22 protein-coding genes are annotated in these 26,110 nt (G+C 71.8%); 7 read left to right on the top strand and 15 right to left on the bottom strand.

What is annotated here, in order from left to right; all coding sequences use genetic code 11:
- Window positions 1-115: 115 nt before the first annotated feature.
- The 3 genes from ACWGH1_RS17540 to pth all read left to right on the top strand — a co-directional run bounded on the left by ACWGH1_RS17540 (window position 116) and on the right by pth (window position 2,574).
- Window positions 116-1,093 (top strand): ribose-phosphate diphosphokinase, encoded by a 978-nt coding sequence (locus tag ACWGH1_RS17540; protein WP_136213578.1) that lies wholly within the window; start codon window positions 116-118, stop codon window positions 1,091-1,093.
- Between the two features lie 205 nt (window positions 1,094-1,298).
- Window positions 1,299-1,883, top strand: coding sequence for a 50S ribosomal protein L25/general stress protein Ctc (locus ACWGH1_RS17545; protein WP_453352391.1), 585 nt, complete (start codon window positions 1,299-1,301; stop codon window positions 1,881-1,883).
- Between the two features lie 100 nt (window positions 1,884-1,983).
- Window positions 1,984-2,574, top strand: coding sequence for an aminoacyl-tRNA hydrolase (gene pth / locus ACWGH1_RS17550; protein WP_453352392.1), 591 nt, complete (start codon window positions 1,984-1,986; stop codon window positions 2,572-2,574).
- Between the two features lie 64 nt (window positions 2,575-2,638).
- Here the strand turns inward: pth and ppc are convergent, their stop codons facing one another.
- Window positions 2,639-5,332: a phosphoenolpyruvate carboxylase gene (gene ppc, locus ACWGH1_RS17555; RefSeq protein ID WP_453408808.1), complete on the bottom strand. Its 2,694-nt coding sequence runs from the start codon at window positions 5,330-5,332 to the stop codon at window positions 2,639-2,641.
- A 359-nt stretch (window positions 5,333-5,691) separates the two neighbouring features.
- Here ppc and ACWGH1_RS17560 point away from each other — a divergent pair, with 359 nt between their 5' ends.
- The 3 genes from ACWGH1_RS17560 (at window position 5,692) to ACWGH1_RS17570 (ending at window position 9,334) form a co-directional block, all read left to right on the top strand.
- Window positions 5,692-6,672 carry an acyl-CoA desaturase gene (locus ACWGH1_RS17560; protein ID WP_453352393.1) on the top strand — a complete coding sequence of 327 codons (981 nt, stop codon included), beginning with the start codon at window positions 5,692-5,694 and terminating at the stop codon, window positions 6,670-6,672.
- On the top strand, window positions 6,669-7,343 hold the full coding sequence (locus ACWGH1_RS17565) for a TetR family transcriptional regulator (RefSeq protein ID WP_453352394.1): 675 nt from the start codon (window positions 6,669-6,671) through the stop codon (window positions 7,341-7,343). The genes ACWGH1_RS17560 and ACWGH1_RS17565 overlap by 4 nt, the downstream gene beginning before the upstream one ends.
- 197 nt (window positions 7,344-7,540) lie before the next feature.
- Window positions 7,541-9,334, top strand: a complete 1,794-nt coding sequence (locus ACWGH1_RS17570; protein ID WP_453352395.1) for an FG-GAP repeat domain-containing protein — start codon at window positions 7,541-7,543, stop codon at window positions 9,332-9,334.
- Between the two features lie 65 nt (window positions 9,335-9,399).
- On the opposite strand, the gene ACWGH1_RS17575 is transcribed toward ACWGH1_RS17570, so the two are convergent.
- Window positions 9,400-9,762: a VOC family protein gene (locus tag ACWGH1_RS17575; protein WP_453357335.1), complete on the bottom strand. Its 363-nt coding sequence runs from the start codon at window positions 9,760-9,762 to the stop codon at window positions 9,400-9,402.
- Between the two features lies 1 nt (window position 9,763).
- Window positions 9,764-10,621 carry a trans-aconitate 2-methyltransferase gene (locus ACWGH1_RS17580; protein ID WP_453357334.1) on the bottom strand — a complete coding sequence of 286 codons (858 nt, stop codon included), beginning with the start codon at window positions 10,619-10,621 and terminating at the stop codon, window positions 9,764-9,766.
- 176 nt (window positions 10,622-10,797) lie between these two features.
- On the opposite strand from ACWGH1_RS17580, the gene ACWGH1_RS17585 reads away from it, so the two are divergent.
- Complete coding sequence (locus tag ACWGH1_RS17585) at window positions 10,798-11,295, top strand: MarR family winged helix-turn-helix transcriptional regulator (RefSeq protein WP_136213571.1); 498 nt, start codon at window positions 10,798-10,800, stop codon at window positions 11,293-11,295.
- Here ACWGH1_RS17585 and ACWGH1_RS17590 read toward each other — a convergent pair.
- The 12 genes from ACWGH1_RS17590 to rsmI form a co-directional block, all read right to left on the bottom strand.
- Entirely contained in the window at window positions 11,254-12,027 is a 774-nt protein-coding gene (locus ACWGH1_RS17590; protein ID WP_453408799.1) for a LuxR C-terminal-related transcriptional regulator, read from the bottom strand. The genes ACWGH1_RS17585 and ACWGH1_RS17590 overlap by 42 nt on opposite strands.
- A 463-nt stretch (window positions 12,028-12,490) precedes the next feature.
- On the bottom strand, window positions 12,491-13,450 hold the full coding sequence (gene galE / locus ACWGH1_RS17595) for a UDP-glucose 4-epimerase GalE (protein WP_453353617.1): 960 nt from the start codon (window positions 13,448-13,450) through the stop codon (window positions 12,491-12,493).
- Between the two features lie 152 nt (window positions 13,451-13,602).
- The gene (locus ACWGH1_RS17600; protein WP_453353618.1) at window positions 13,603-14,298 is read right to left on the bottom strand and encodes a response regulator transcription factor; all 696 of its coding nucleotides are present in this window, start codon (window positions 14,296-14,298) and stop codon (window positions 13,603-13,605) included.
- Window positions 14,299-14,426: 128 nt separating this feature from the next.
- Entirely contained in the window at window positions 14,427-16,190 is a 1,764-nt protein-coding gene (locus tag ACWGH1_RS17605; protein WP_453353619.1) for an outer membrane protein assembly factor BamB family protein, read from the bottom strand.
- Window positions 16,191-16,233: 43 nt separating this feature from the next.
- Window positions 16,234-17,901, bottom strand: coding sequence for an outer membrane protein assembly factor BamB family protein (locus tag ACWGH1_RS17610; protein ID WP_453353620.1), 1,668 nt, complete (start codon window positions 17,899-17,901; stop codon window positions 16,234-16,236).
- 159 nt (window positions 17,902-18,060) lie between these two features.
- Entirely contained in the window at window positions 18,061-19,857 is a 1,797-nt protein-coding gene (locus ACWGH1_RS17615) for an ABC-F family ATP-binding cassette domain-containing protein (protein ID WP_453353621.1), read from the bottom strand.
- A 67-nt stretch (window positions 19,858-19,924) separates the two neighbouring features.
- On the bottom strand, window positions 19,925-20,830 hold the full coding sequence (locus ACWGH1_RS17620) for a 4-(cytidine 5'-diphospho)-2-C-methyl-D-erythritol kinase (protein ID WP_453353622.1): 906 nt from the start codon (window positions 20,828-20,830) through the stop codon (window positions 19,925-19,927).
- Window positions 20,827-21,729, bottom strand: coding sequence for a 16S rRNA (adenine(1518)-N(6)/adenine(1519)-N(6))-dimethyltransferase RsmA (gene rsmA / locus ACWGH1_RS17625; RefSeq protein ID WP_453353623.1), 903 nt, complete (start codon window positions 21,727-21,729; stop codon window positions 20,827-20,829). The genes ACWGH1_RS17620 and rsmA overlap by 4 nt, the downstream gene beginning before the upstream one ends.
- On the bottom strand, window positions 21,726-23,480 hold the full coding sequence (locus ACWGH1_RS17630; protein WP_453408800.1) for a ubiquitin-like domain-containing protein: 1,755 nt from the start codon (window positions 23,478-23,480) through the stop codon (window positions 21,726-21,728). The genes rsmA and ACWGH1_RS17630 overlap by 4 nt, the downstream gene beginning before the upstream one ends.
- Before the next feature lie 123 nt (window positions 23,481-23,603).
- Window positions 23,604-24,479, bottom strand: coding sequence for a TatD family hydrolase (locus tag ACWGH1_RS17635; RefSeq protein WP_453357139.1), 876 nt, complete (start codon window positions 24,477-24,479; stop codon window positions 23,604-23,606).
- A gap of 43 nt (window positions 24,480-24,522) precedes the next feature.
- Window positions 24,523-25,023, bottom strand: a complete 501-nt coding sequence (locus tag ACWGH1_RS17640; RefSeq protein ID WP_453357140.1) for a hypothetical protein — start codon at window positions 25,021-25,023, stop codon at window positions 24,523-24,525.
- Window positions 25,024-25,182: 159 nt separating this feature from the next.
- Complete coding sequence (gene rsmI, locus ACWGH1_RS17645; protein WP_453357141.1) at window positions 25,183-26,079, bottom strand: 16S rRNA (cytidine(1402)-2'-O)-methyltransferase; 897 nt, start codon at window positions 26,077-26,079, stop codon at window positions 25,183-25,185.
- Window positions 26,080-26,110 lie beyond the last annotated feature (31 nt).

Consider the following 26,110-nt stretch of genomic DNA (forward strand, 5'->3'; position numbering starts at 1 on the left):
GGTGCGCCCGCGACGGCGTACCGTGATAGGTGCACGCAATTCGGCTGGCTCACCGTGTGCGGGACGGACGCACACGGGGGCGAGCAGCTTTCAACACGTCTGAGGAGACTGTGCTGTGACCGGGATCAAGACGACCGGCGAGAAGAAGCTGATGCTCTTCTCCGGCCGCGCCCACCCCGAGCTGGCCGAGGAGGTCGCGCACCAGCTGGGCGTCGCCCTGGTGCCGACGAAGGCTTTCGACTTCGCGAACGGTGAGATCTACGTTCGTTTCCAGGAGTCGGCTCGTGGTGCGGACTGCTTCCTGATCCAGAGCCACACGGCTCCGATCAATAAGTGGATCATGGAACAGCTGATCATGATCGACGCGTTGAAGCGTGCGTCGGCGCGTTCCATCACGGTGATCGTGCCGTCGTACGGGTACGCCCGTCAGGACAAGAAGCACAAGGGGCGCGAGCCGATCTCGGCGCGCCTGGTGGCCGATCTGCTGAAGACGGCCGGTGCGGACCGCATCCTGACGGTGGACCTGCACACGGACCAGATCCAGGGCTTCTTCGACGGTCCGGTGGACCACCTGTCGGCGCTGACGGTCCTCGCGGACTACGTGGGCGCGAAGGTGGACCGGTCGAAGCTGACGATCGTGTCCCCGGACGCGGGTCGGGTGCGGGTGGCGGACCGCTGGTGCGACCGGCTGGACGCGCCGCTGGCGATCGTGCACAAGCGTCGTGACAAGGACGTGGCGAACCAGGTGACCGTCCACGAGGTCGTGGGTGAGGTCAAGGGCCGGGTCTGCGTCCTGGTGGACGACATGATCGACACGGGCGGCACGATCTGCGCCGCGGCCGATGCGCTGTTCGCGCACGGTGCGGAGGACGTGATCGTGACGGCGACGCACGGCATCCTGTCGGGTCCGGCCGCTGACCGGCTGAAGAACTCGAAGGTGAGCGAGTTCGTGTTCACGAACACGCTGCCGGACCCGTCGGACCTGGAGCTGGACAAGATCACGGTGCTGTCGATCGCGCCGATGATCGCGCGGGCGGTGCGCGAGGTGTTCGAGGACGGTTCGGTCACGAGCCTGTTCGAAGAGCAGCAGTAGGAGCTGCGGTAGCAGCGGCGCGGTCGCCGCCACTGATCCTTTTTGGGTACGGCCTCCGGCCGGGTAGACTCCTTGAGTTGCTCGGCGAGGGAGGCCGTACCTGTTTTTCCGGGTGCGGATGCTCCGTTATCGACGCGCTCTTCGTAGCAGGCCGTTCCGGCCGGGTGACTGTCGTCCTTTTTCCGTCACCCCACGAGGAGTGAGCATGTCCGAGGTCAAGCTTTCCGCCGAGTCCCGCACCGACTTCGGCAAGGGCGCTGCCCGTCAGGCCCGTCGTGACGCCCTGACCCCCGCCGTCATCTACGGCCACGGCACCGACCCGAAGCACGTCAACGTCGACGCCCACGCCCTTCAGCTGGCGCTGCGTACCCCCAACGTCCTGATCTCCCTGGACGTCAAGGACGGCGGCACCGAGCTGGTCATCCCGAAGGCCGTGCAGAAGCACCCGCTGAAGCGCTCGATCTCGCACGTCGACTTCCTGATCGTCAAGAAGGGCGAGAAGGTCACCGTCGACGTCGCGATCGTCACCGAGGGCGAGCTGGCCGCCGGTGGCAACATGCTGGAGACCCTCCAGAACACGATCTCCGTCGAGGCCGAGGCCACGCACATCCCGACCGAGGTCACCGTCTCCATCGCGGGCCTCGCGGCCGGCGCCACCATTCACGCCTCCGACCTGGTCCTGCCGAAGGGCACCACGCTGGCCGTCGACGGTGACGTCGCCGTCCTGCAGGTCGTCGCCCCGCAGGCCGAGGAGCCGGCCGCCGAGGCCGCCGAGGGCACCGAGGCCTGAGTCACGCCTCTGCCTCTCAGCATTGGCAGCACTTGCTGAACGACCGCCGTCCGGCTCCACTGGAGCGGGACGGCGGTCGATTTCGTTAAGGAGCTTTTTGATGTCGGACGACGCGGCGCCCTGGCTGATCGTCGGTCTCGGGAATCCCGGGGCGGAGTACGCGGGCAACCGCCACAACATCGGGTTCATGGTGGTGGACCTGCTGGCGGAGCGGATGCGCGGGAAGTTCAAGGCGCACAAGGCGCGGGCGCAGGTGGTGGAGGGCCGGATGGGTCCTCCGGGTCCGGCGAACCGGCGGGTGGTGCTGGCCAAGCCGATGTCGTTCATGAACCTGTCGGGCGGCCCGGTGTCGGCGTTGCGGGACTTCTACAAGGTGCCGCTGGAGCGGATCGTCGCCGTGCACGACGAGCTGGACATCGACTATCCGACGCTGCGGTTGAAGCTGGGCGGCGGGGACAACGGGCACAACGGGCTGAAGTCGATGACGAAGGCCATGGGGCCGGACTACCACCGGGTGCGGTGCGGGATCGGGCGGCCGCCGGGCCGGATGCAGGTGGCGGACTTCGTGTTGAAGGACTTCTCGTCGTCGGAGCGCAAGGAGCTGGACTGGTTCGTGGACCGGTCGGCGGATGCGGTGGAGTGCCTGATCCAGGAGGGTCTGGAGCGGGCGCAGTCGGCGTACAACGCGTAGCGGGTGGTACGGAAGAGGGGGTCCCCGGCCGGGGACCCCCTCTTTTGCGTTCGCTGTGGGCCGGTCAGCCGGTGTTGCGCAGGCCCGCGGCCACGCCGTTGACGGTGAGGAGGAGGGCGCGGGCGAGGAGCGGGTCGGCTTCTTCGCCGCGTTCGGCGGCGGCGCGCTGGCGGGCGAGGAGGGAGACCTGGAGGTAGGAGATGGGGTCGAGGTAGGCGTCGCGGACGGCGAAGGTCTGCTGGAGGACGGGGTGGGAGTCGAGGAGCTGCCGGCCGCCGGTGATGCGCAGGACTTCGCGGACCGTGAGTTCGTGTTCGGCTTCGATGCGGTCGAAGACGTGCTTGAGGTGGTCGGGGACGAGGGTGTCGACGTAGTGGCGGGCGATCCGCAGGTCCGTCTTGGCGAGGGTCATCTCGACGTTGGACAGGAAGTTGCGGAAGAAGTGCCAGCGCTTGCCCATTTCGCCGAGGGCGTCGTCCTGGCCGGCTTCGCGCAGGGCCTTGAGGCCGGAGCCGACGCCGTACCAGCCGGGGACGATCTGGCGGGACTGGGTCCAGCCGAAGACCCAGGGGATGGCGCGGAGGCCGTCGAGGCCGGCGCCGGAGTCGGGGCGGCGGGAGGGCCGGGAGCCGAGGTGGAGGTCGGCGAGTTGGTCGACGGGGGTGGCGGCGAAGAAGTAGGCGGGGAGGTCGGGGTCTTCGACGAGGGCGCGGTAGGCGGCGTGGGCGGCGTCGGAGACGGTGTCCATGGCCGCGTCCCAGCGGGCGAGGTCGTCGTGGGACTGGCGGGGGGCGGTGTGCAGGGCGGATGCCTGGAGGGTCGCCGCGACGGTCAGTTCGAGGTTCTCGCGGGCGAGGGACGGTACGAGGTACTTGTCGGAGATGACCTCGCCCTGTTCGGTGACCTTGATCTCGCCTTCGAGGGTGCCCCAGGGCTGGGCGAGGATCGCGTCGTGGGAGGGGCCGCCGCCGCGGCCGACGGTGCCGCCGCGGCCGTGGAAGAGGCGCAGGCGGACGCCGTAGCGGTGGGCGACGTCGCGCAGCCGGCGCTGGGCGCGGTGGATCTCCCACTGGCTGGTGGTGATGCCGCCGAACTTGGAGGAGTCGGAGTAGCCGAGCATGACCTCCTGGACGTCTCCGCGCAGGGAGACCAGGCGGCGGTAGGAGGGGTCGGCGAGCATGGCGTCGAGGATGACGTCGGCGGCCTTGAGTTCGTCGGTGGTTTCCAGGAGGGGGACGATGCCGATCTTGGCCCAGCCCGCGTGGAGGTCGATGAGGCCGGCTTCGCGGGCGAGGACGGCGGCGGCGAAGACGTCGTCGGCGCCTTGGCACATCGAGATGATGTAGGACTCGATGACTTCGGGGCCGAACTTCTCGAAGGCGTCCTTGATGGCGAAGAAGACGCCGAGGGTCTTGGCGCCGGCGGCGTCGAGGGGTGCGGGGGTGGGGGCCAGGGGGCGGCGGGAGCGGAGTTCCTTGGCGAGCAGCTTGCCGCGGTAGTCGCGGGGCATGTCGGCGTAGCGCCAGGATTCCTCGCCGAGTCGGTCGAAGAGCTGGCCGAGTGCGTGGTGGTGGGCGTCGGCGTGTTCGCGGACGTCCATGGTGGCGAGCTGGAGGCCGAAGGCGGCGAGGGTGCGGATGGTGCGGTCCATGCGGCCGTCGGCGAAGAGGGCCGCGCGGTGTTCGCGCAGGGAGTCCTGGATGAGGGTGAGGTCGGCGAGGAGTTCGGCGGTGCCGAGGTAGTCGCGGCCGTCCTGGTGGGGGGTGCCGTTCGCGAGGCGTTCGCGGGTGTTGAGGAGCTTCTGGCGGATGCAGGTGGCCTTGAGGCGGTAGGGCTCTTCCGCGTTGAGCCGCTTGTAGCGGGGGCTGATCTCGGGCAGGCGTTCGAGGTCGGCCTGGAGCGAGGTGAGGAGTTCCTCGGTGGTCCCGGTGTAGCGGATGGAGTTGGAGAGGAGTCCGCGCAGCTCGTCGATGGCCGCGAGGGCGTCCGTGATGCCGTGTTCGTGCTGGAGGATCAGGACGTCGCGGGTGACGTCGGGGGTGACGTTGGGGTTGCCGTCGCGGTCGCCGCCGATCCAGGTGCCGAAGGTGAGGGGGCGGGTGCCGGGGGGCAGCTCCACGCCGACGCGCTGGAGTTCCGCGGCGAGGTCTTCGAGTACGTCTCCGACTGCGCCGGCGTGCAGCTCGTCGAGGTAGTAGATGGCGTTGCGGGCTTCGTCGGCGGGCTCCGGGCGGACGACGCGCAGTTCGTCGGTCTGCCAGACGAGGTCGATGTTCTCGGCGAGCCGCAGGTCGTGGCGGCGGCGTTCGCCGGCTCCGGTGGCGGGTTCTTCGAGGAGGGCGGCGATGCGGCGCAGCTTGTTCAGGACGCTGCGGCGGGCGGCCTCGGTGGGGTGTGCGGTGAAGACGGGCCGGACGTTGAGGTTCTTGACCGTTTCGCGCAGGTGTGCGGGGTCGGCGTCCTTGAGCATGTCGGCCGTGCGGGCGAGGAGGCCGCCTTCGGCGGCCCGGTGGGCGCGCAGTTCCTTGCCGCGGTGTACCTGTTCGGTGACGTTGGCGAGGTGGAAGTAGGTGGAGAAGGCGCGGACGAGCTTGGCGGCGGTTTCCAGGTCGGTGTCGCCGAGGAGCCGGGCCGCGGCCTCGCCGTCGGTGCGGGTGAGGGCGCGGACGCGTTCGACGAGGTCGAGGAGGTCCTGGCCTTCCTGGCGTACGAGGGTCTCGCCGAGGAGGTCGCCGAGGCGGCGGATGTCGGCGCGCAGCTCCGCGTTGGCGGCGGCGGCCTGCGTGAGGGTGGCCTTGGTGGCCGGGGCCTGGGTGACGGGGGCCTGGGCGGCCTGGTCAGCACTGCTCACAGGTGCGGCTCCTTGCAGTGTTCGAGCGCTACTGGGCGGTGGGCTCCCGGGCCGGGCGCGGCGGGGCCGCTGCGCAGCTCGGGCTGCCCGTGCGGACCGCGCTGTCCGACGTGACCAGGATAGGTGTCCGGTGCTCGTGTGACGGCAGCGCGGGCTTCCTCTTGCCGCGGGCGCCGACTTTGCCATACTTACGTTGCCGTAGGTTACGGGACCGTAGGGTCCGTGATCACGTGCTCCTCGTCTCCTCACCCCCCAGGGGATCCACTGTGACCATCACCGACGACCTGACCGGGGGCGCATCGGCGCCGTCGGAATCGAGTGAGCCGTCCGCGACCCGCGGCGGCGAGAACAAGCGGTCTGTCGAGCAGATCGCGCTGCTGCTGTTCATCACCGTCCCGTTCGTGGCACTGCTCGGCGCCCTTCCGCTGGCCTGGGGCTGGGGGGTGAGCTGGCTGGATGTGGCCCTGATGGTGTTCATGTACTTCCTGGCGTGCCACGGCATCACGATCGGCTTCCACCGCTACTTCACGCACGGTTCCTTCAAGGCGAAGCGGCCGCTGCGGATCGCCCTGGCCGTGATGGGCTCGATGGCGGTGGAGGGGCCGCTGGTGCGGTGGGTGGCGGACCACCGCAAGCACCACAAGTACTCGGACCACGAGGGTGACCCGCACTCGCCGTGGCGGTTCGGCGAGACGGTGCCGGCGCTGATGAAGGGGCTGTGGTGGGCGCACATCGGCTGGCTGTTCGATGAGGAGCAGACGAACCAGCAGAAGTACGCGCCGGACCTGATCAAGGATCCGGCGATCCGGCGGATCTCCCGGGACTTCGTGCTCTGGACGGTGGTGTCGCTCGCGATCCCGCCGCTCGTCGGAGGTCTGGTCACGATGTCGTGGTGGGGGGCCTTCACGGCGTTCTTCTGGGGCTCGCTGGTGCGGGTCGCGCTGCTGCACCACGTGACGTGGTCGATCAACTCGATCTGCCACGCGGTGGGCAAGCGCCCGTTCAAGTCGCGCGACCGTTCGGGGAACGTGTGGTGGCTGGCGGTGCTGTCGTGCGGCGAGTCCTGGCACAACCTGCACCACGCCGATCCGACGTCGGCGCGGCACGGTGTGCTGCGCGGCCAGGTCGACTCCAGTGCGCGGCTGATCCGCTGGTTCGAGCGGCTGGGGTGGGCTTCTGACGTGCGGTGGCCGTCGGATTCCCGCATCGATGCCCGACGCAGGGAAATGTCTTCGAACGCGGCATGATGGGGGACGTGGCGATCGACGGCAGCAGTTCCAGCGGTGACAAGCCCCGGCGTGGCCGCCGGGTGCGGATGACGGGTGCGGAGCGGCGTCAGCAGCTGCTGGACATCGGCCGGGCGCTGTTCGCCGAGAAGGGCTTCGAGGGCACGTCGGTGGAGGAGATCGCGGCCAAGGCCGGGGTGTCGAAGCCGGTGGTGTACGAGCACTTCGGCGGCAAGGAGGGCCTGTACGCGGTGGTCGTGGACCGCGAGATGCGCCAGCTGCTGGACGGCGTGACGGGGGCCCTGACGGCCGGGCACCCGCGGGAGCTGCTGGAGCAGGCGGCTTTCGCGCTGCTGGACTACATCGAGAGTTATACGGACGGTTTCCGGATCCTGGTGCGGGATTCGCCGGTGGCGCAGTCGACGGGCACCTTCGCGTCGCTGATCAGTGACATCGCCACTCAGGTGGAGGACATCCTGGGCCTGGAGTTCAAGGCCCGGGGTTTCGATCCGAAGCTGGCTCCGCTGTACGCGCAGGCGCTGGTCGGGATGGTGGCGCTGACGGGCCAGTGGTGGCTGGAGACGCGGCGCCCGAAGAAGGCGGAGGTGGCGGCGCACCTGGTGAACCTGGCCTGGCACGGCCTGGAGAACCTGGAGGCCCGCCCCCGCCTGGTGGGCCACCGCAAGAGCTGACGCGGCGTCCCGCCGGCCGATCACCCACGGCCCGAAAAGTTGTACGAGAAACAACTTTGACCTCGGAAAACGCGCCGGTACTGTGAGGTTCACTTCCCGGGGGGGAAAGTGCGACCGACGCCCAGTGCCGCTCTGGCCTGCGTCGACGTCTGTCGTGATGACCACCCGGTTCCACTGCGAGTTACTGGGGAACCCTCTTGCGCTCTTCGCGCCTCGGCCGCATCGCGGCCTGCACCGCTCTCGCCCTCTCCGCGGGCACCATGCTCTCCGTAGGCCAGGCGGCCGCTGCCGGCAAGGCCTCCGACCGCCCGGCACCCGCCACGGCCAAGGTATCGACCAGCCCGAAGGCCGCCGTCCCGCACGCCGCCGCCCCGGCGCCCGGAGTCGTGGCCCCCAAGGCCACGTCCGCGAACAAGGGCGCGCGTACGGTCGCCCCGCAGGGCCTCGCCGCCGCCGCGGCGGGCAACGTCTCCCAGCCGCGCCTGGACCTGGACGGCGACGGCTTCAGCGAGCTGGTCTTCCGCAACACGCGCGGCTGGGCCGGCGCCTTCGCGACCAGCGCTGCCGCGGGCAGCCCCGCCACCGATTTCCGCATCGAGGGCGACGACACCGAGACGGTCAAGGACATCATCGCCCTCGGCAACGTGGGCGGCAGCTGGAACCCCGAGATCCTGACGCTGACCTTCGACGGCAAGCTCCAGCTCCGCGAGACCTCCGGCGGCTACGCCGGTGCGCCGACCTGGACCGGCTCCGGCTGGCAGATGTACAACCGCGTCATCTCGGCGGGCGACCTGAACAAGGACGGCCGCCCCGACGTCATCGCCCGCACGCCGGCCGGTGACCTCTACTACTACAAGAGCACCGGCAACCTCGCCAGCCCGTTCGCGGCCGCGGTCAAGGTCAGTGGCGGGTGGAACCAGTACGACCAGATCGTCGGCCTGGGCGACGTCGACGGCGACGGCGACGCGGACGTCCTGGCCCGTACGTACACCGGTGAACTGTTCCTCCACAAGGGAACCGGCAACGGCGCGAACCCGTTCGAGTGGCGGACGCAGATCGCCACCGGCTGGACCGGGTACACCCAGATCATCGCCGCCGACGACCTCGACGGCGACGGCAAGGCCGACATGATGGGCGTCACGCCCACCGGTGACCTGTTCTGCCACTTCTCGGAGGGCAACGGCCTGTTCTCCCCGCAGTACAAATGCGGCTCGAACTGGACGAGCAACGAGCTCATCCTCGGTGCGGGCATCACCCCGGTCCACGGCAAGCACAACGTCGGCACGGTCGACGCCGCCGGCCAGTACTGGTCCTACGACAACAAGAGCGACGGCACCCTCTTCGACCCCCGCAAGTCCGGCGATTTCGTCTGGCCGGACGACGGTTCGAAGCTGGTCGTGGTCTCCGGCATGGACAAGACCAACTGGGGTCACAAGTTCCAGTTCAACCAGTGGGGCCTGACCAACCGCACCACGAACCAGAGCATCGCCGGTGACTGGTGGGGCGTCACCAACCTGGTGCTCGGCGGCGGCGACGTCTCCGGCGACGGCAAGGGTGACCTGCTGACCCGTGACATCTGGGGCAACCTGTACGTCCACCAGGGCAACGGCACGGGCAACGCCTTCGCGGCCCCGATCAACATCGGCGGCGGCTGGGACCAGTACAAGCAGCTCGCCGCCGGAGACTTCAACGGCGACGGCTACGCGGACATGGTCGGCATCGACAACGCCGGCGGTCTGTACTTCTACCCGGGCACCGGCAAGGCGAGCGCGCCGTTCGGCGCCCGCTGGATGGTCTACGCGTTCATGGGCGGCTTCAAGGACGTCGTATCGCCCGGTGACCTCACCGGTGACGGCAAGGCGGACCTGGTCCTCGTCGACGCCGGCGGCAACGCGTTCCGCATGGAAGGCGGCCACAGCCTGTTCGGCAGCGAGGTCCTCACCCCGCGCGTCATGTTCCGCGGCAACGTGAGCTACCGCAGCATCGGCTAGTCGTACCTGCACCACGACACGGCGCCCCGTCACCGGATTTCCGGTGGCGGGGCGCCGGTGCGTCGTCAGGTGGCGGGTTCGAGAAATTCGAGGCGGTTGCCGACCGGGTCGTGGGAGTAGAACCGCTTGTGTCCGGGCAGGTCGGCGTCCCAGTGGACGTCCGCCCCGTGTTCCGCGAGCCGGCGGGCGTAGTCCTCGATCCCGGTGACGCGCAGGCCCGGGTGGGCTTTGCGGGCGGGCCGGAAGTCCTCTTCCATCCCGACGTGGAGCCGTACGGGTCCGGCGGCGAACCAGCAGCCGCCGCGGGCGGCGAGGGCGGGCGGTTTGGGCAGCTCCGTCATGCCGAGGGCGTCGGTGTAGTAGCCGCGCAGGAGGTCTTCCGAGCCCGGCGGGGCGGCGAGTTGGATGTGGTCGAGCGCGGTGAGCACCTCAGGCCTCCTTGCGGGCGACGGCGAAGATGCGGCGGAAGGGGAACACCGTGCCGCGGGGGCCGGGCGGGTAGGCGCCGCGCAGGGCTTCGCGGTATTCGGCGAGGAAGGCGTCGACGGCCTCCTTGTCGTCGCCGAGTTCGGTCAGGACGGGCCGCAGGGCGGTGCCCTTGACCCAGTCGAGCACGGGGTCGGGACCGGACAGCAGCTGGTGGTAGGTGGTTTCCCAGACGTCGACCGCGCAGCCGAGTTCGGTGAACCGGGCGAGGTATTCGGCGGGTTCGAGGATGTGCACGTAGCGCGCGCCGTGGCCGGCGAGGCGGTCGCGCCAGCGGGGGGTGTCGCAGAGGTCGGCGAGCATCCGGTGGCTGGGCGCGGTGAAGTTGCCGGGGATCTGGAAGGCGAAGGTGCCGCCGGGCCGCAGTCCGGTGATCCAGGCCGCGAAGGAGCCGGGGTGGTTGGGCACCCACTGGAGGGCGGCGTTGGAGACGATCAGGTCGTACGTCTCCTCCGGGTGCCAGTCGGCGAGGTCGGCCGGTGCGAAGTCGAGGTATCCGCCGCCGGGGGTGGGACCGGCGTGGTCCTGGGACGCGCGGCGGAGCATCTCCGGGGATAGGTCGAAGCCGGTGATCCGGGCCTCGGGCCAGCGGTCGGCGAGCAGCGCGGTGACGTTGCCGGGACCGCAGCCGAGGTCGGCGATGCGGGCGGGGGCGGTGGGGAGCTCGGGTATCCGGGTCAGCAGGTCGAGAAAGGGGCGCGTGCGGTGCCCGGCGTGCCGGAGGTACTGCTGGGGGTCCCAGACCGGCGCCACGGGAGCGGTGGCGACGGGCGTCGGGGCCGAGGCGGTATCGGAATGCATATGCGAAGCCTCCCTGCTGATGGGGCGGTTGGAAGCGGAAGCCGTCCGGCCCCCTCCATTCCCATCCTGGCCGAATATATATCTTGACGTCAAGATACACGATATCGAGATATCCAGCACCCAAGATCCTCGAATTGAAGAGACTTCACATCGACAGACCCCTTACACTGATCGGCATGGAGGACGAGGTCGACCGACTGGTCGCGGCATGGCGGCGAGAACGCCCTGACCTCGACGTTGAACCGCTCGAGGTGCTGAGCCGGGTGAGCCGGCTCGCCCGCCACCTCGACCGCGCCCGCAGGCTGGCCTTCTCCGAGCACGGCCTGGAGCCCTGGGAGTTCGACGTCCTCACCTCGCTGCGCCGCGCCGGCGCCCCGTACCAGCTCTCCCCCGGCCAGCTGCTGACCCAGACCCTGGTCACCTCCGGCACCATGACCAACCGCATCGACCGGCTCGCCAAGAAAGGCCTGGTGGAGCGGCTTCCCGACCCGAGCGACCGGCGCGGCGTGCTGGTCCGGCTGACCCCCGAGGGCCGCGACCGCGCCGACCAGTCCCTCGCCGGACTGCTCGCGCAGGAACGCGCCATCCTCGCCCAGCTCTCCCAGGGCCAGCGCGGTGACCTCGCGGCGCTGCTACGCAGGCTGACCGCTCCGTTCGACAACATCCCCGGCTAGCTCCGCCGGCCGGACGCCGGCCCGCCGGGCCAGCGCCACCGCCGCGAGCGTCGAGTGCACCCCGAGCTTGCCCAGGACGTTCTGCATGTGGGTGCGCACCGTGTGCGGTGACAGGAACAGCCGCGCGGCCACGTCCTTGCGGCCCAGCCCGGCCACCATGCAGCGCAGCACCTCGTGCTCGCGCGGCGTCAGCGACTCCACCAGGCGTTCGCTGTCCGTACGGTGCTTGCGGGCCGCGGTGAGCTCCCGCAGCACCCCGGTCAGCAGGGCGGGCGGAAGGTGCGTCTCCTCCCGCAGCACCCCGCGGATGACGGCCAGCAGCCGCGAGAGCGAGCAGTCCTTGGCGACCCAGCCGGAAGCCCCGGCCTGGAGCGCGAGCGCGGCCCGACGGGGGTCGTCGCGTTCGGCGAGGACCACCGTACGGACCCCGGGATGGCCCGTGCGCAGGCCCGCGACCAGCGCGATCCCGTCCGCGCCGGGCGGCGCGGCCGGTGGCCCGGAGCCCGGTGCGCGCTGTACGGGCACGGTCCCCGCCGCGGCGCCCAGGTCGGCGTCCACGAGCATGACGTCGAAGCGGCGGCCCTCGGCCGCCGCGCGTTCGAGGCAGCGCACGGCGGCGGGAGCACTGCCGGCCGCGGACACGTCCACGTCCGGCTCGGCCGCGAGCGCGGCCGCGAGAGATTCGGCGAAGATGCGGTGATCGTCGACGACGAGAACCCGGATACGAACCACGAAAACCCCCACGGGTCGGGGAACGGACGACGGCGGGTACGGTGCCCGGACCGGGTGATGATCCGCAGCAGCCGCGGCCGCCGCCGAGACATCTCTGCACTACCCCGGAGCGGACGCCGTACCCGGCGTATCTCGACCCCTGAATCAACACCGGCCCCCACCGGTGTCACGCATCAGCGTAGAGCGGGTGGGCTCCGGCGTTGGCCGAATAGCAGAAGTTTTTCGAGCGATTTTCCGGCATGGAGGCCCTGAACAGCCCTCTGCCTGGCTTGATTTCACCTGCGCGGTGATCGGCCGGACGGTTCGGGGCCCGGCGCGTGCCGCGGGCAGTTGCACTCGGCGCGGTTCACCCGGCGTACGCACGCCGGGCGCCCGCGCAGAGCGCCCACGCACGGCGTGCGGACAAACGGCACGCGCCCCCGCCACCGGACGGCGCCGGGCCGGTCGCGAGTGCCCGGGCCGGTCAGGAGTGGTTGCGGCGCGCGAAGTTCCAGGCGTCGGTCACGATGCCGGTGAGGTCGGAGCGGGTGGGGGTCCAGCCGAGGCGCTCGTGCGCCGTGCGGGCGGAGGCCACCAGGACCGCCGGGTCGCCCGGGCGGCGCGGGGCGACGATCTCGGGGATCTCCCGCCCGGTGACCTTGCGGACGGTCTCGATGACCTCGCGGACCGAGAATCCGCTGCCGTTGCCGAGGTTGCAGATCAAGTGCTCGCCCTCGGCGGCGACGCGCAGCGCCGACAGGTGGGCCTGCGCGAGGTCCGCGACGTGGATGTAGTCGCGGACGCAGGTGCCGTCGGGCGTCGGGTAGTCGTCCCCGAACACCGAGATGGACTCGCGCTGCCCGAGCGCGACCTGGAGGACCAGCGGGATCAGGTGCGTCTCGGGGTCGTGCCGCTCGCCGAACTCGCCGTAAGCGCCGGCCACGTTGAAGTAGCGCAGCGACACGGCGGCCAGGCCGTGCGCCACGCACTCGCCCGCGATCATGTGGTCGACGGCCAGCTTGGAGGCGCCGTAGGGGTTGGTCGGCGCGGTCACCGACGTCTCCGTCAGCAGGCCCTCGGCGGGCTCGCCGTAGGTGGCGGCGGTGGAGGAGAAGACGAGCTTGCGCACGCCCGCGCCGCGCATCGCGGTCAGCAGCGCGAGGGTGCCGCCGACGTTGTTGTCCCAGTACTTGCCGGGGTTCGCGACGGACTCGCCGACCTGCGAGGAGGCCGCGAAGTGCAGTACGGCGTCGAAGGAGGGGTCCAGGTACCGGGCGGCGTCCTGGATCCGCCCGTTGATCAGGGTGGCGCCCGCGGGGGCGCCCTCGCCGAAACCGGTGGACAGGTCGTCGAGGACGGTGACCTCGTGGCCGGCTTCCAGGAGGTGGGCGGCGACGACGCTGCCCACATATCCGGCGCCGCCCGTGACCAGGTACTTGCTCACTTGCTGCTGCCTCTCGAGTGGGAACGCACGCGCGACCGCGTGCTGGGTCCGGCTTACCGGATCGCACGCCTCCGGGGAAATCCGCCCGGGACATCCTGCCGCAATCCCCCGGAACGCGGACTGCCGCCCCGGCTTCCCGGCCCCGGGCCCGCTCAGTCCTGGGAGCCCCGCGGCGGCCACACGGGCGGCGCCGCCCGGTCCAGCAGGCCGGTACGGGCGGCCAGCGCGGCCGCCTCCAGCCGCGAACCCACACCCAGCTTCATCAGGACCCGCTGGACGTGCGTCCGCGCGGTGCTGGGCGCGATGGCCATGCCGGCCGCGATGAGCCGGGTGTCCTCGCCCTCCGCGACCCGGACCAGTACCTCCACCTCCCGCGGAGTGAGCAGCCGCAGCAGCCGGCTGCCCTCGTCGTCGGGCTGGGCGGCGGGGTGCAGCAGCTCCGCGAAGGCGCCTTGCAACAGCTGCGGGGAGATGGCGACCTCCCCCGCCCGGGCCTTGGCCAGGGCCCGTTCCACACCCTCGATGCGCTCGTCGTGGCGTACGTACCCGCAGGCGCCCGCGGCGAAGGCGGCGGCGATCCCGCGCGGGTTCGGCACCGGGCCGAGGACCACGACGGCGATCTGCGGGCGCTCGCGCCTGATCCGGACGACGGGTTCGAAGACGGCCGGTTCGGCCGGGGTGGCGGTACCGAAGAGACAGACCTCGGGGGCGCGGCTGATGACCAGTTCGGCCGCGCCGGCGGCCGGCGCGGCCGCGGCGAGGACCCGGTGGCCGCGCAGTTTGAGGGCCGAGGCGAGCGCCTCGGCCAGCAGGCGGTGCTCGTCGACCACCATGACCCGTACGCCCATGAGGGCACCCTCCCCGTTCCTCCTGACCCGGCAAGCTACACGCTTGTTCGACGGGGCGTGCCGGTTACCGCGCGAAAGCCCCCGGAAGCGTTGGGTCGTCCGGGGGCTCGTGCGCGGGGGCCGGCAGGTCAGTTGGCGATGAAGGACACGAACAGGTGCTCCGGTTCGCTGGTGCTGGAGTACGGCTTGCGGACCATCGTGCGGGCGATGAAGAGGTGTCCGTTGTGGTAGCGGAACTCCGAGTGGTCGACCACGAACTGCGTCTCGGCGCTGTGGGCGGCCTTGTCGGACGGGTTCTGCATCAGGACGGTCTGCTTCATCGTCTTGCCGTCGATGCTGACGATCTGGCCGCCGCCGTCGTACGGGGGCTCCTTGTAGGCGATGATGTTCGACCCGTCCATGCGCAGCGGGTACATCGTGTACCGCTCGCCGGCATCGGCGCGGTCGGTGGTGCCCTTGCCGGTCTCCAGGTCGAAGGAGACCAGCTCGTTGGTGCGGCCGACGCTGGAGGAGCCCTGGTGCTCGTAGGTGGGGATGTAGACCTTGCCGTTGCCGACGACCATGCCGGAGCACTGCTCGACCTCGGTGGCGGGGCAGTCGGGGGCGTAGTTGCCGCTGGAGAGCCCGATGCGGGACTTGAGCTGGCCCGCGTCGTCGACGACGAAGAGGTCGCTGACGTTGGTGGCGTTCTTGGCGGTGTTGCCGACGTTGGCGGCGACGATGAGCGGCTTGGTGGAGATGATGCCGGCCCACTCGATGCCGGGGGCGAGCTTGTACGAGGCCTTCGGCGCGCCGGTGGCGGGGTCGAGGGTCTGCGCGGTCAGGGTCACGTTGGGCTCGCGGCCGCACTTGCGGAGCACGGCGAGGGCCTCGCCGCCCGCGTAGCCGAGGTCGTAGCAGCCGTCGCCGTCGACCTTGGGCGTCCACAGCGACTTTCCGTCGGCGAGGTTCCAGGCGGCGCCGCCGCGCAGGCCGCCGGCGGCGACGGTCTGGCCGCTGAGGGTGACTTCGGTGAAGGCGACGGGCTTGTCGCCGTTGGTCTGGGACTTGGCGGTGCCGGACCAGAGGAGCTTGCCGGCGTCGAGGTCGATGACGCCGACCTGGGTGCACTGGGGGTACTTGTTGCTGTCACTGGCCATGCCCTCCTGGAAGAGGATGGCCGTCTTGTTGCCGCTGACGTGCTTGGTCGCGGCGCAGATCTGGGCGGGGAGCGGGATTTCCCACTTCTTGCCGCCGTCGACGAGGTTGTACCCGACGACCTTGGCCACGTCGGACTTGACGTAGGTGGTGTCGGTGAGCCAGGAGCCGTCGACGGAGACGACATCCTCGGGCGCGGGGCTGGGGACGTTGACCAGGGTCCGGGACTTGGTGTTGGCCGGGACCTTCTCCGTGCCGCCCGGGGCCGAGCCGCCCTTGTCGTTGTCGGGGGAGCCGCTGTGGCCGCCGTTGGCGGTGGGCTGCGTGCCGCCGCCGCTGCCCTGGTCGGAGACGTACCAGAAGCCGCCGCCGATGATGAGGACGATGGCCAGCAGCGCGGCGCCGACGATCATCAGCTGGGTGCGCTTGTCTCCGCCGCCCGCGCCGCCGTCCTGGCCCGCGGCCTGCTGCGGGACGGTGGGGTAGCCGGGCTGCTGCTGGGGGTACCCGTAGCCGGCCGGTGCCTGCGGGGGGTAGCCGTAGGAGGGCTGCCCGGACGGGGCGGCGGGCTGCGGCGCGGCCGTCGGCGGTGCGGGCGGGACCGGCGGGGGCGTCCCGTACCCGCCCGGCGGCGGCTGGTTGGGCGGCGGGGGCGTCCCGTACCCGCCCGGCGGCGGCTGGTTGGGCGGCGGGGGCGTCCCGTAGCCGCCGGAGGGCGGCTGGTTGGGCGGGGGCGGGGTGCTGGGCGTGCTCATGGGGGGATCTATTGCCTCTCGGTGGGCGGCTCGGTGGACTCGTTCACTTGCCGAATGCCATCAGGAGCTTCTCGTCCTTGCCGTCGGCCTGCAGGCGGGTGACGGACAGGAAGAACCGGCCGTCCACGTAGTCGAGCTCCGGGGAGTAGAACGCGCTCTCGACCTTCGAGGCGGCTCCCGAAGGGTTGTGCAGCAGCACGGTGGGGTTGCCACCGGCGGCCGGGACCGCGATCACCTCACCGCCCTGGTCGGAGGAGAGGCTCTTGCGGTAGGCGACGAGCCGCCCGTGCTCGGCGACGAGCGGGGCGATGAGGGCGTTGTTCCCGGAGGGAGTGCGCCACTTCGCCTTGCCGGTGCCCAGGTCGAAGGCGACGATCTCGTTGGACTTGCCGCCCGTCGCGGTCGCCGTCGCCAGGTAGAGGGTGTCGTCGGCGACGGCGGAGGTGCCGCAGCCCTGCCGGCCTTCGTCGCCGCCGGGGCAGGCGGAGAAGGAGCCTTCGGCGGACATGCTGGCGCGCTTCTGCCCGTCGGGGCCGAGGGAGATGACCGCCCGCTGCTTGGTGTCGCGGTTGCCGACGTCGAGGACGACGGGGTCGACGGAGTAGACGCGGCTGACGGTGAAGCCCTTGGGCAGGCGGTAGGTCCAGCTCTTCTTGCCACTGGCCGGGTCGGTGCCCTGGACTTCGACGGTGCGGTCGGCGTCCTCGCAGGTGGCCAGGCCGATCATCTTGGCGTTGCCGCCGATGTAGGCGTGCGGCTTGCAGCCCTCGGGGACGTTGCCGGTGAAGAGCTTGTCCCCGGTGCTGATCTTGTAGGCGGTACTGGAGATGAGGCGGTTGACGGCGACCGTGTCGCCCACGATGCTCGGGTAGGCGCTGATGGCGGTGTCGAAGAGGTTCTGCTGCTCGACGGTCTTCGTCCAGCCCTCCTTGCCCGCCTTGAGGTCGATCAGCTTCACCTGGTTGCAGTCGGCGCCGTCGCCGTCGCCCTCCTTGAGCAGGATGACCGTCTTGCCGTCGCCGGTGGTCTGTTCGGTGGTGCCGCAGATGTCGGCGGGCAGGTCGAGCTTCCACTTCTGCTTGCCGTCGGTGACCTGGTAGCCGACCAGGGACTTGCCGACCGCCTTGACGACCGTGTCGCCGACGGCCCACTGGCCCTGCGCGGGAATGCCCGCGCCCGGCCCGTCGATCTTCGCGCTCTTGTACCAGAGGACCTTGTCCTCGCCGGGCTTGCGGCCCGCGTTGAAGTCTTCCTGATCGCCCGCGCCGTTGCCGCTGCCGTCGCCGGTGTCGACGGAGGGCGAGCCGGAGGGCTTGCCGTCGGAGTCGGAGGAGGTGGGGCCCGCGACGGGATGCCGGGGGGAGCCGCCGCCGTCCCGGCCGAAGGCGAAGTACGCGCCGGCGCCGAGGACGATCGTGGCGGCCGCGACGGCGGCGATGGTGACGACCAGCTTCTGCCGGCCCTTCCCGCCGGGGGCGCCGGGCAGGTGCTGGGGAACCCCCGGGACCGTCGGGGGCTGCGGCGGGAACCCGTAGCCGGGCTGCGGGAACGGCGCGTTCGCGGGCGGCGGTTGCGGGGCCGTCACGGGCTGCTGGGCGTACGGGTTCTGGCCCGGCGGGGGCACGTACGCGGGCTGCGGCGGGCCGGGCAGGTGGCCGTAACCGGAAGGCGGCGGCGGCTGGTTCGGCGGCGGCTGGGGCGGCTCGGTCATCAGCGCATACCTTCGGCGTGGGACGGTCGTGACGGGAGGATGACCTTTCTATCACTGACGCCGAACATACATCGGGCCGGTCCACGCCCTGTTCCCAAGGGAGGACCGGCCCGTGACGCGGTCGTTATCCGGCCGCCGGGCGGCCGGGCGCGGCGCGGGTCAGGCCTCTTCGGCCAGCTCCAGCCAGCGCATTTCCAAGTCGTCCCGATCTGCGATGAGTTCGCGCAGCTCCGCGTCGAGCTTGGCGACCTTGTCGTAGTCGGTGGAGTTCTCGGCGATCTGGGCGTGCAGGTTCGACTCGCGGTCCGACATCTTGTTGAGCTGCCGCTCGATCTTCTGGAGTTCCTTCTTCGCGGCGCGCGCGTCACCCGAGGAGGACGACTTGACGGCCGCGGTCGCGGGCGCCGGGGCGGCGGCCTCGATCATCGCGCGGCGGCGCTCCAGGTACTCGTCCAGACCGCGCGGCAGCATCCGCAGGGTCGCGTCACCGAGCAGCGCCATCACGGTGTCCGTGGTGCGCTCGATGAAGAACCGGTCGTGGGAGATGACGATCATCGAACCGGGCCAGCCGTCGAGGAGGTCCTCCAGCTGGGTCAGGGTCTCGATGTCGAGGTCGTTGGTCGGCTCGTCGAGGAAGAGGACGTTGGGCTCGTCCATCAGCAGCCGCAGGATCTGCAGTCGCCGCCGTTCGCCGCCGGAGAGGTCGCCGACCGGCGTCCACTGCTTCTCCTTGGTGAACCCGAACTGCTCGCAGAGCTGGCCGGCGGTCATCTCGCGGCCCTTGCCGAGGTCGACGCGGTCGCGGACGCGCTGGACGGCCTCCAGGACGCGCAGCGACGGGTCGAGTTCGCCGACCTCCTGGGAGAGGTAGGCCAGTTTGACGGTCTTGCCTACGGTGACGCTGCCGCCCGCGGGCTGCTCCTCGCCCTGGGTGCGGGCGGCCGCCGCGAGGGCGCGCAGCAGGGAGGTCTTGCCGGCGCCGTTGACGCCGACGAGGCCGACGCGGTCGCCGGGGCCGAGGTGCCAGGTGAGGTGCTTGAGGAGGATCTTGGGTCCGGCCTGGACGGTGACGTCTTCCAGGTCGAAGACCGTCTTGCCGAGGCGGGCGTTGGCGAAGCGCATCAGCTCGGACGTGTCGCGCGGCGGCGGCACGTCGGCGATGAGCTCGTTGGCGGCCTCGATCCGGTAGCGCGGCTTGGAGGTGCGGGCCGGGGCGCCGCGGCGCAGCCAGGCGAGCTCCTTGCGCATGAGGTTCTGCCGCTTGGACTCCTCGGTGGCGGCGATCCGTTCGCGTTCGGCGCGGGCGAAGACGTAGTCGCTGTAGCCGCCCTCGTACTCGTGGACGGCTCCGCGCTGGACGTCCCACATGCGGGTGCAGACCTGGTCGAGGAACCAGCGGTCGTGGGTGACGCAGACGAGTGCGGAGCGGCGTTCCTGGAGGTGCTTGGCCAGCCAGGAGATGCCTTCGACGTCGAGGTGGTTCGTGGGCTCGTCGAGGATCAGGAGGTCCTGCTCGGCGATGAGGAGCTTGGCCAGGGCGATGCGGCGGCGCTCGCCGCCGGAGAGCGGGCCGATGACGGTGTCGAGGCCCTGCCCGAAGCCGGGCAGGTCGAGGCCGCCGAAGAGACCGGTCAGCACGTCGCGGATCTTGGCGTCGCCGGCCCACTCGTGGTCGGCCATGTCGCCGATGATCTCGTGGCGGACGGTGGCCTGCGGGTCGAGGGAGTCGTGCTGGGTGAGGACGCCCATGCGCAGCCCGCCGGACTGGGTGACCCGGCCTGTGTCGGGTTCCTCCAGCTTGGCGAGCATCCGGATGAGGGTGGTCTTGCCGTCGCCGTTGCGGCCGACGACACCGATGCGGTCTCCCTCGGACACGCCGAGGGAGATGCCGTCGAGCAGGGTACGGGTGCCGTACACCTTGCTGACTGCCTCGACATTGACCAGATTGACGGCCATCAGACGCGCTCCAGGTGGGGGTCCCCCCGGCCGGTGTCCGGGAGAGGGTGTGGATCAGCCCCTCAGCCTAACCCTCCGGGAGGGCCGTGGCTCCGGGGGCGGGGCTGGTCGCCACCCGGGTGGCACGGCAGGTCCCGGAGGCTTCGAGGGCGGCGGCGACGGTGGCCGCGGACTCCGCGTCGCGGACCAGGAAGGCGGTGGTGGGGCCGGAGCCGGAGACCAGCCCGGCCAGGGCTCCGGCCCGGGTGCCGGCCGCGAGGGTGCCGGCGAGAGCGGGCCGCAGTGACAGGGCGGCGGGCTGGAGGTCGTTGGCCAGGGTCGCGGCGAGCGCGCCGGGGTCGCCCGAGGCGAGGGCGTCCAGCAGGGCCGGCGAGGCCTCGGGGGCGGGGACGTCCCGCCCGGCGGCGAGCCGGTCGAACTCGCGGAACACGGCCGGGGTGGACAGGCCGCCGTCGGCGACCGCGAACACCCAGTGGAAGGTCCCGGCCGGGACGGGCGTGAGGATCTCCCCGCGCCCGGTTCCGAGCGCCGCGCCGCCGACCAGGCTGAACGGTACGTCGCTGCCCAGCTCGGCGCAGATGTCCAGCAGCTCCGTGCGCGGGGTGTCCAGTCCCCACAGGGCGTCGCAGGCCAGCAGGGCCGCCGCGCCGTCCGCGCTGCCGCCGGCCATGCCGCCCGCCACCGGGATGTTCTTCGCGATGTGCAGGTGGACGGCGGGGGTGAGGCCGCTGCGCTTGGCGAGGATCTCGGCGGCGCGGGCGGCGAGGTTGCTGCGGTCCAGGGGCACCTGGCCGGCGTCGGGGCCTTCGCAGGTCACCGTCAGCCCGTCGGCGGGGGCCGCGGTGACCTCGTCGTACAGGGACACGGCGAGGAAGACGTTCGCCAGGTCGTGGAAGCCGTCGGGCCGGGCGGCGCCCACCGCCAGCCGGACGTTGACCTTCGCGGGGACCCGTACGGTCACGGAGCGGCTCACAGCGCGGGCCTCGGGGCGGCCGGCTTGTGCTCGGCGATCGCGGCGAACTCCTCCACCGTCAGGGATTCCCCGCGGGCCTGCGGGGAAATGCCCGCGGCGACCAGTGCGGCCTCGGCGCCCGCGGCGGAGCCGGCCCAGCCGGCGAGGGCGGCGCGCAGGGTCTTGCGGCGCTGCGCGAAGGCCGCGTCGACGACGGCGAAGACCTCCGCCTTGGAGGCGGTGGTCTTGATCGGCTCGGACCGGCGGACCAGGGAGACCAGTCCGGAGTCGACGTTGGGGGCGGGCCAGAACACCTTGCGGCCGATGGCCCCGGCCCGCTTGACGTGCGCGTACCAGTTGGCCTTGACGGAGGGGACCCCGTAGACCTTGTTGCCCGGTTCGGCGGCGAGCCGGTCCGCGACCTCCGACTGCACCATCACCAGCGTCCGCTCGATGCTCGGGAAGCGGTCGAGCATGGTGAGCAGGACGGGCACGGCCACGTTGTAGGGCAGGTTGGCGACCAGTGCGGTCGGCGCGGGGCCGGGCAGCTCGGTGACGAGCATGGCGTCGGAGTGCACGAGCGCGAAGCGGTCCTTGCGGCCGGGCATCCGCGCTTCGATGGTGGCGGGCAGCGCGGCGGCGAGGACGTCGTCGATCTCGACGGCGGTGACCCGGTCCGCGGCTTCCAGCAGTGCGAGCGTGAGGGAACCCAGACCCGGTCCGACCTCCACCACCACGTCGTCCGGCCGCACCTCGGCGGTGCGGACGATCCGGCGGACCGTGTTGGCGTCGATGACGAAGTTCTGGCCCTTCTGCTTCGTCGGCCGGACGCCGAGTACGGCGGCCAGTTCCCGGATGTCGGCCGGCCCCAGGAGGGCGTCGGAAGGGGTCTCGTGGGGCTGCTGCTCTGCGGTGCTCACCGGTAAAGCCTACGGCCGCAGTGGGGCCAGGGAGTCGCCCCCCGCTGCACGTAGAGCTTCTTGGCCCGGTACGTCTGCTCCGCGCCCGGGGCGTCCTGGGGGCGGCCGCTGCCGCCGAGGCTCTGCCAGGTGCTCACGTCGAACTGGTACAGGCCGCCGTACGTGCCCGAGGCGTCGGTGGCCGCGGGCCGGCCGCCGGATTCGCACTGGGCCAGTGCGTTCCAGTCGAGGTCGTCGGCGCCCGCGACGGAGGCCGGCAGGGGCTTGGTGCCGACCTTGACCAGCTGGGTGACGGGCTCGCGGATGACCTCGTCGGCGAGCCGGCGGGGCTTCTCCTGTACGCCGTTGACGGTGCGCAGGCTGTAGGTGACCCGGCGGGCGCCGGGCCGGCCGGCGCGTTCCACCAGCTCGGTGCCGGCGAAGAGGCCGTCGTCCTCGGCCCTCTCGGTCTCGAAGGGGATGCTCTCCTCGCGGACCTCGCGGGTGCCGGTGATGCGCAGCACGGTGACGGTCTGCCCGTCGCGGGGGAAGGACTCCGGGGCGACCGAGGTGGTGTCCTGGCCGCGCAGGGTGATCCCGGCCTGCCCGAGGGCCTCCTGGACGGTGCCGGCGTTGGTGCGGATGGTGGTCTCGTGGCCGTCGGCCAGGAAGGTGACGCCGCGTTCGGTGCGGACGGTGAGGGTGAGGCCGGTGCGCGGTACGGCGGTGGTGCGGGGGGCGGAGAGGTAGGCGCCTTCGGCGCGGACGCCCAGCTGGTGCAGGGCGCCTTCCACGGTGCGGGCCGTGGTCCACACCTGGCGGCGCTGTCCGTCGAGGGTGAGGTGGAGGGGGCGGCCGTAGCGGACGACGACCTCCTCGCCGTCTTCGAGTGCCGTGTCGCGGCCGGGGGCGACGAGGTCGTGGGGGCCGACGCCGAGGTGTTCGGCGGCGAGCAGTTCGTCGACTCCGTCGGCGAACGTGTGGAGGGTGCGGGGTACGCCGTCGACGGTGAGGCGGACCGTCTTGTCGGCGGCGACGAACGCCGTGGTGCCGCCCGCGAGGAAGGCGACGACCAGGGCCTGGGGGACGATGCGGCGCCAGTGGTCGGGGCCGGCCGGGGCGGGGGCCGCGCGGCGTCTTCCGGTGCCCGCCGGGGCCGGCGGGGGCGCGGCCGGGGGGTCCTCGCCCCGGCGGCGGCGCCCGGGCCCGGTCTCGGCGGGGGGCGGGAGGGTGGCGGGGCCGGCTTCCGGTCGGCGCCTGCGGCCGGGGCCCGGGAGTTGTGCCGCGGGGCTGCGGTACGGGTCCTCGGGCGGGGCGGGGGTGGCGCCGCCGCCCTTGCGGCGCCGGGCGGTCCGGGGGCCGGGTACGGCGGGGTCCGGATCGCCGGCGGGCTCCGGGCCGTGCGGCGCGGGTTCGGGGTAGTCGCCGAGGGGGCCGAACAGGCGGTCGAGCGGGCCGCCGACGTGGCTCCAGTACGGGCCGTCGCGATGAGCGGCGGGCGGGCTGCCGTCGTACGGGCCGCCGTGGCCGTAGGGGCCGCCGTACGGGCCGCCGTCGCGGCCGCCCGGGTCGCCGGACGGCGCCTCCGGGGGCCGGGGTCCGGGGTCGGGCCATGCCGGGTCGGGTGCGCGCCGGCGGCCGGCGGCCTGCCAGGCCACCGGTTCCGCCGGGCCGGGGCCCCATCCGTCCCGCTCCTCGCCCGGCCGGGGCGGGGCCGCCTGCGCGGTGCGGCCGCCACGGCGGTGTCCGCCACTGCCCTGTGTCTCGCTCACGACGCTCGCTCCACGTGTCCGGCCCCCGCTGGTTCGGGCACGGCACCCTAGCGGGAACGGCGGTCACTCATCAAAGCCGGGCCGCTACTCAGCGTGTCGGGGGGGCGGACTCGTACGGCCGTCTCAGTAACCGAAGGCGCGGGCGGTGTTGGCGGCCAGCGCGGTGGCCATCGCGTCCTCGTCGATGCCGCGGACGGCCGCCATCGCCCGTACCGTCAGCGGAATGAGGTAGGGGGCGTTGGGCCGGCCGCGGTACGGCGCCGGGGTGAGGTAGGGGGCGTCCGTCTCGACGAGCACCAGCTCCGGCGGCGCCACGGCGAGGGCCTCGCGCAGCGGCGCGGCGTTCTTGAAGGTGACGGTTCCGGCGAAGGACATGTAGTAGCCGGCCGCGGCGCACTCCCGGGCCATGGCGGCGTCGCCGGAGTAGCAGTGGAAGACGGTCCGCTCGGGGGCGCCCTCCTCGCGCAGGACGCGCAGCACGTCGGCATGGGCGTCGCGGTCGTGGATGACCAGCGCCTTGCCCCGGCGCTTGGCGATCTCGATGTGGGCGCGGAAGGAACGCTCCTGGGCCGCCATGCCCTCGGGCCCGGTGCGGAAGTAGTCCAGCCCGGTCTCGCCGACCGCCTTGACGTGCGGGAGCGCCGCCAGTGCCTCGATCTCGGCCAGCGCGTCGTCGAGCGCGCCTTCGCCGCCGCCGGGCCGGGCGCCTTGCCTCGACCAGTTGTCGGCGTCGCCGTGCACGATGCGGGGCGCTTCGTTCGGGTGAAGGGCGACGGCCGCGTGGACGTTCTCGTACGCGGCTGCGGTCTCGGCCGCCCAGCGGGAGCCCTTCACGTCGCAGCCGACCTGGACGACGGTGGTCACGCCCACCGAGGCGGCCTTGGCCAGGCCCTCTTCGACGGTTCCGGACTGCATGTCCAGGTGGGTGTGGGAGTCGGCGACCGCCACCCGCAGCGGTTCGGGCAGCGGGGGCGGTGCGTCGTTCGGGGTACGGCTCATGGGGCCGATCTTATGACCGGTCGGGCGGGGCCGGGCCCGCCGCTCACCTGCGCAGCAGTGCCCGCAGCCGGGCCAGCGGCCCGCGCCGGGTGCCGGCGTCCTCGACGGGGACCGGGCCGGGGGCGGGGTGGTCGGGGGCGCTCCTGCGCTGCTTGGGCGGGCGGGGGGCGTCGTGGGTGGCGGGGACCGGTCCGGCGATGCCGGGGTGGATGGCCTGGTGGTAGAGCTGGTCGAGCATGCCGAGGACCGACTTGACCTGTCCCTCGCGCATGATGCGGACCACGTGGCCGTCGCAGTTCATGCACGTCGGGTTGGACAGGGGGGAGGGCACGCGCTCGCTGTTGACCGTGTAGACGATGAAGGGCTCGCCCTTGCCGTTCACGTGGTGTTCGATCTCGTAGCCCTGCTCCCAGCCGTAGCCGCACTTCATGCAGGCGAACGAGTACGCCTCGTGCACGGTGTCCACGGACGGCCTGGACGGGACGGTGGGTACGGCGGTGGCGGTGGTCGGTGCGGGTGCCGGGGTCTCAGCGATCTCACTCATGCCAGCTCCTCTTGTTCCACTGGTGCATTGCCAGTGGACGCCTCTTCGGGCGGGAGCGCATCAGGTCCTGTCCAGTGTTGGACGGACTTTGGGCCACTCATGTCCAAAAGGGCCGGTGCGCGGTCTGAGCTTTGCTTTTCAGCTTATCTCTTTACCGATCTACGGGACGTTTTGAGCCGCATTCTTTGCCGCCACCACCGCGTCGAACACGTCGCGCTTGGGTACCCCGGCCTCGGCGGCGACCGCCGCGATGGCCTCCTTCCGCCGCTCCCCCGCCTCCTCGCGCACCCGCACCCTGCGCACCAGCTCCTCGTCGTCCACGTCACCCGGGGCGGCGGCCGGCGCGCCCTCGACGACGACGGTGATCTCGCCGCGCACGCCTTCGGCGGCCCAGGCCGCCAGCTCGCCGAGGCCGCCGCGCTTGACCTCCTCGTACGTCTTGGTCAGTTCGCGGCACACGGCGGCCCGCCGGTCCCCGCCGAACACCTCGGCCATCGCGGCCAGGGTGTCGTCCAGCCGGTGCGGGGCCTCGAAGTAGACGAGCGTGCGCCGCTCGCCGGCCACCTCGCGGAGCCGGCCGAGGCGCTCGCCCCCCTTGCGCGGCAGGAACCCCTCGAAGCAGAACCGGTCCACGGGCAGCCCCGACAGCGCGAGCGCGGTCAGTACGGCGGAGGGGCCGGGGACGGCGGTCACCTTGATGTCCTTGGCCACGGCGGCGGCGACGAGCCGGTAGCCGGGGTCGGAGACCGACGGCATGCCGGCGTCGGTGACCAGCAGCACCCGCTTGCCGGACTCCAGGGCCTCGACCAGCTCGGGGGTGCGGGCGGACTCGTTGCCCTCGAAGTACGACAGCACCCGCCCGGTGGTGTGCACGCCGAGCCCCTGGGTGAGCCGGCGCAGCCGCCGGGTGTCCTCGGCGGCGATCACGTCGGCCCGCTCCAGCTCGGCCCCGAGCCGGGGCGGGGCGTCGGCGAGGTCGCCGATCGGGGTCCCGGCGAGCACGAGCACGCCGTTGGTCGAGGGGGCTTCGGCGGCGCGGGGCTGGTCAGTCGTCACCGGTCCATCCTCTCAGCCGTCCCAGCCGACT

The organism is Streptomyces sp. NPDC054883 (genome assembly GCF_053610645.1).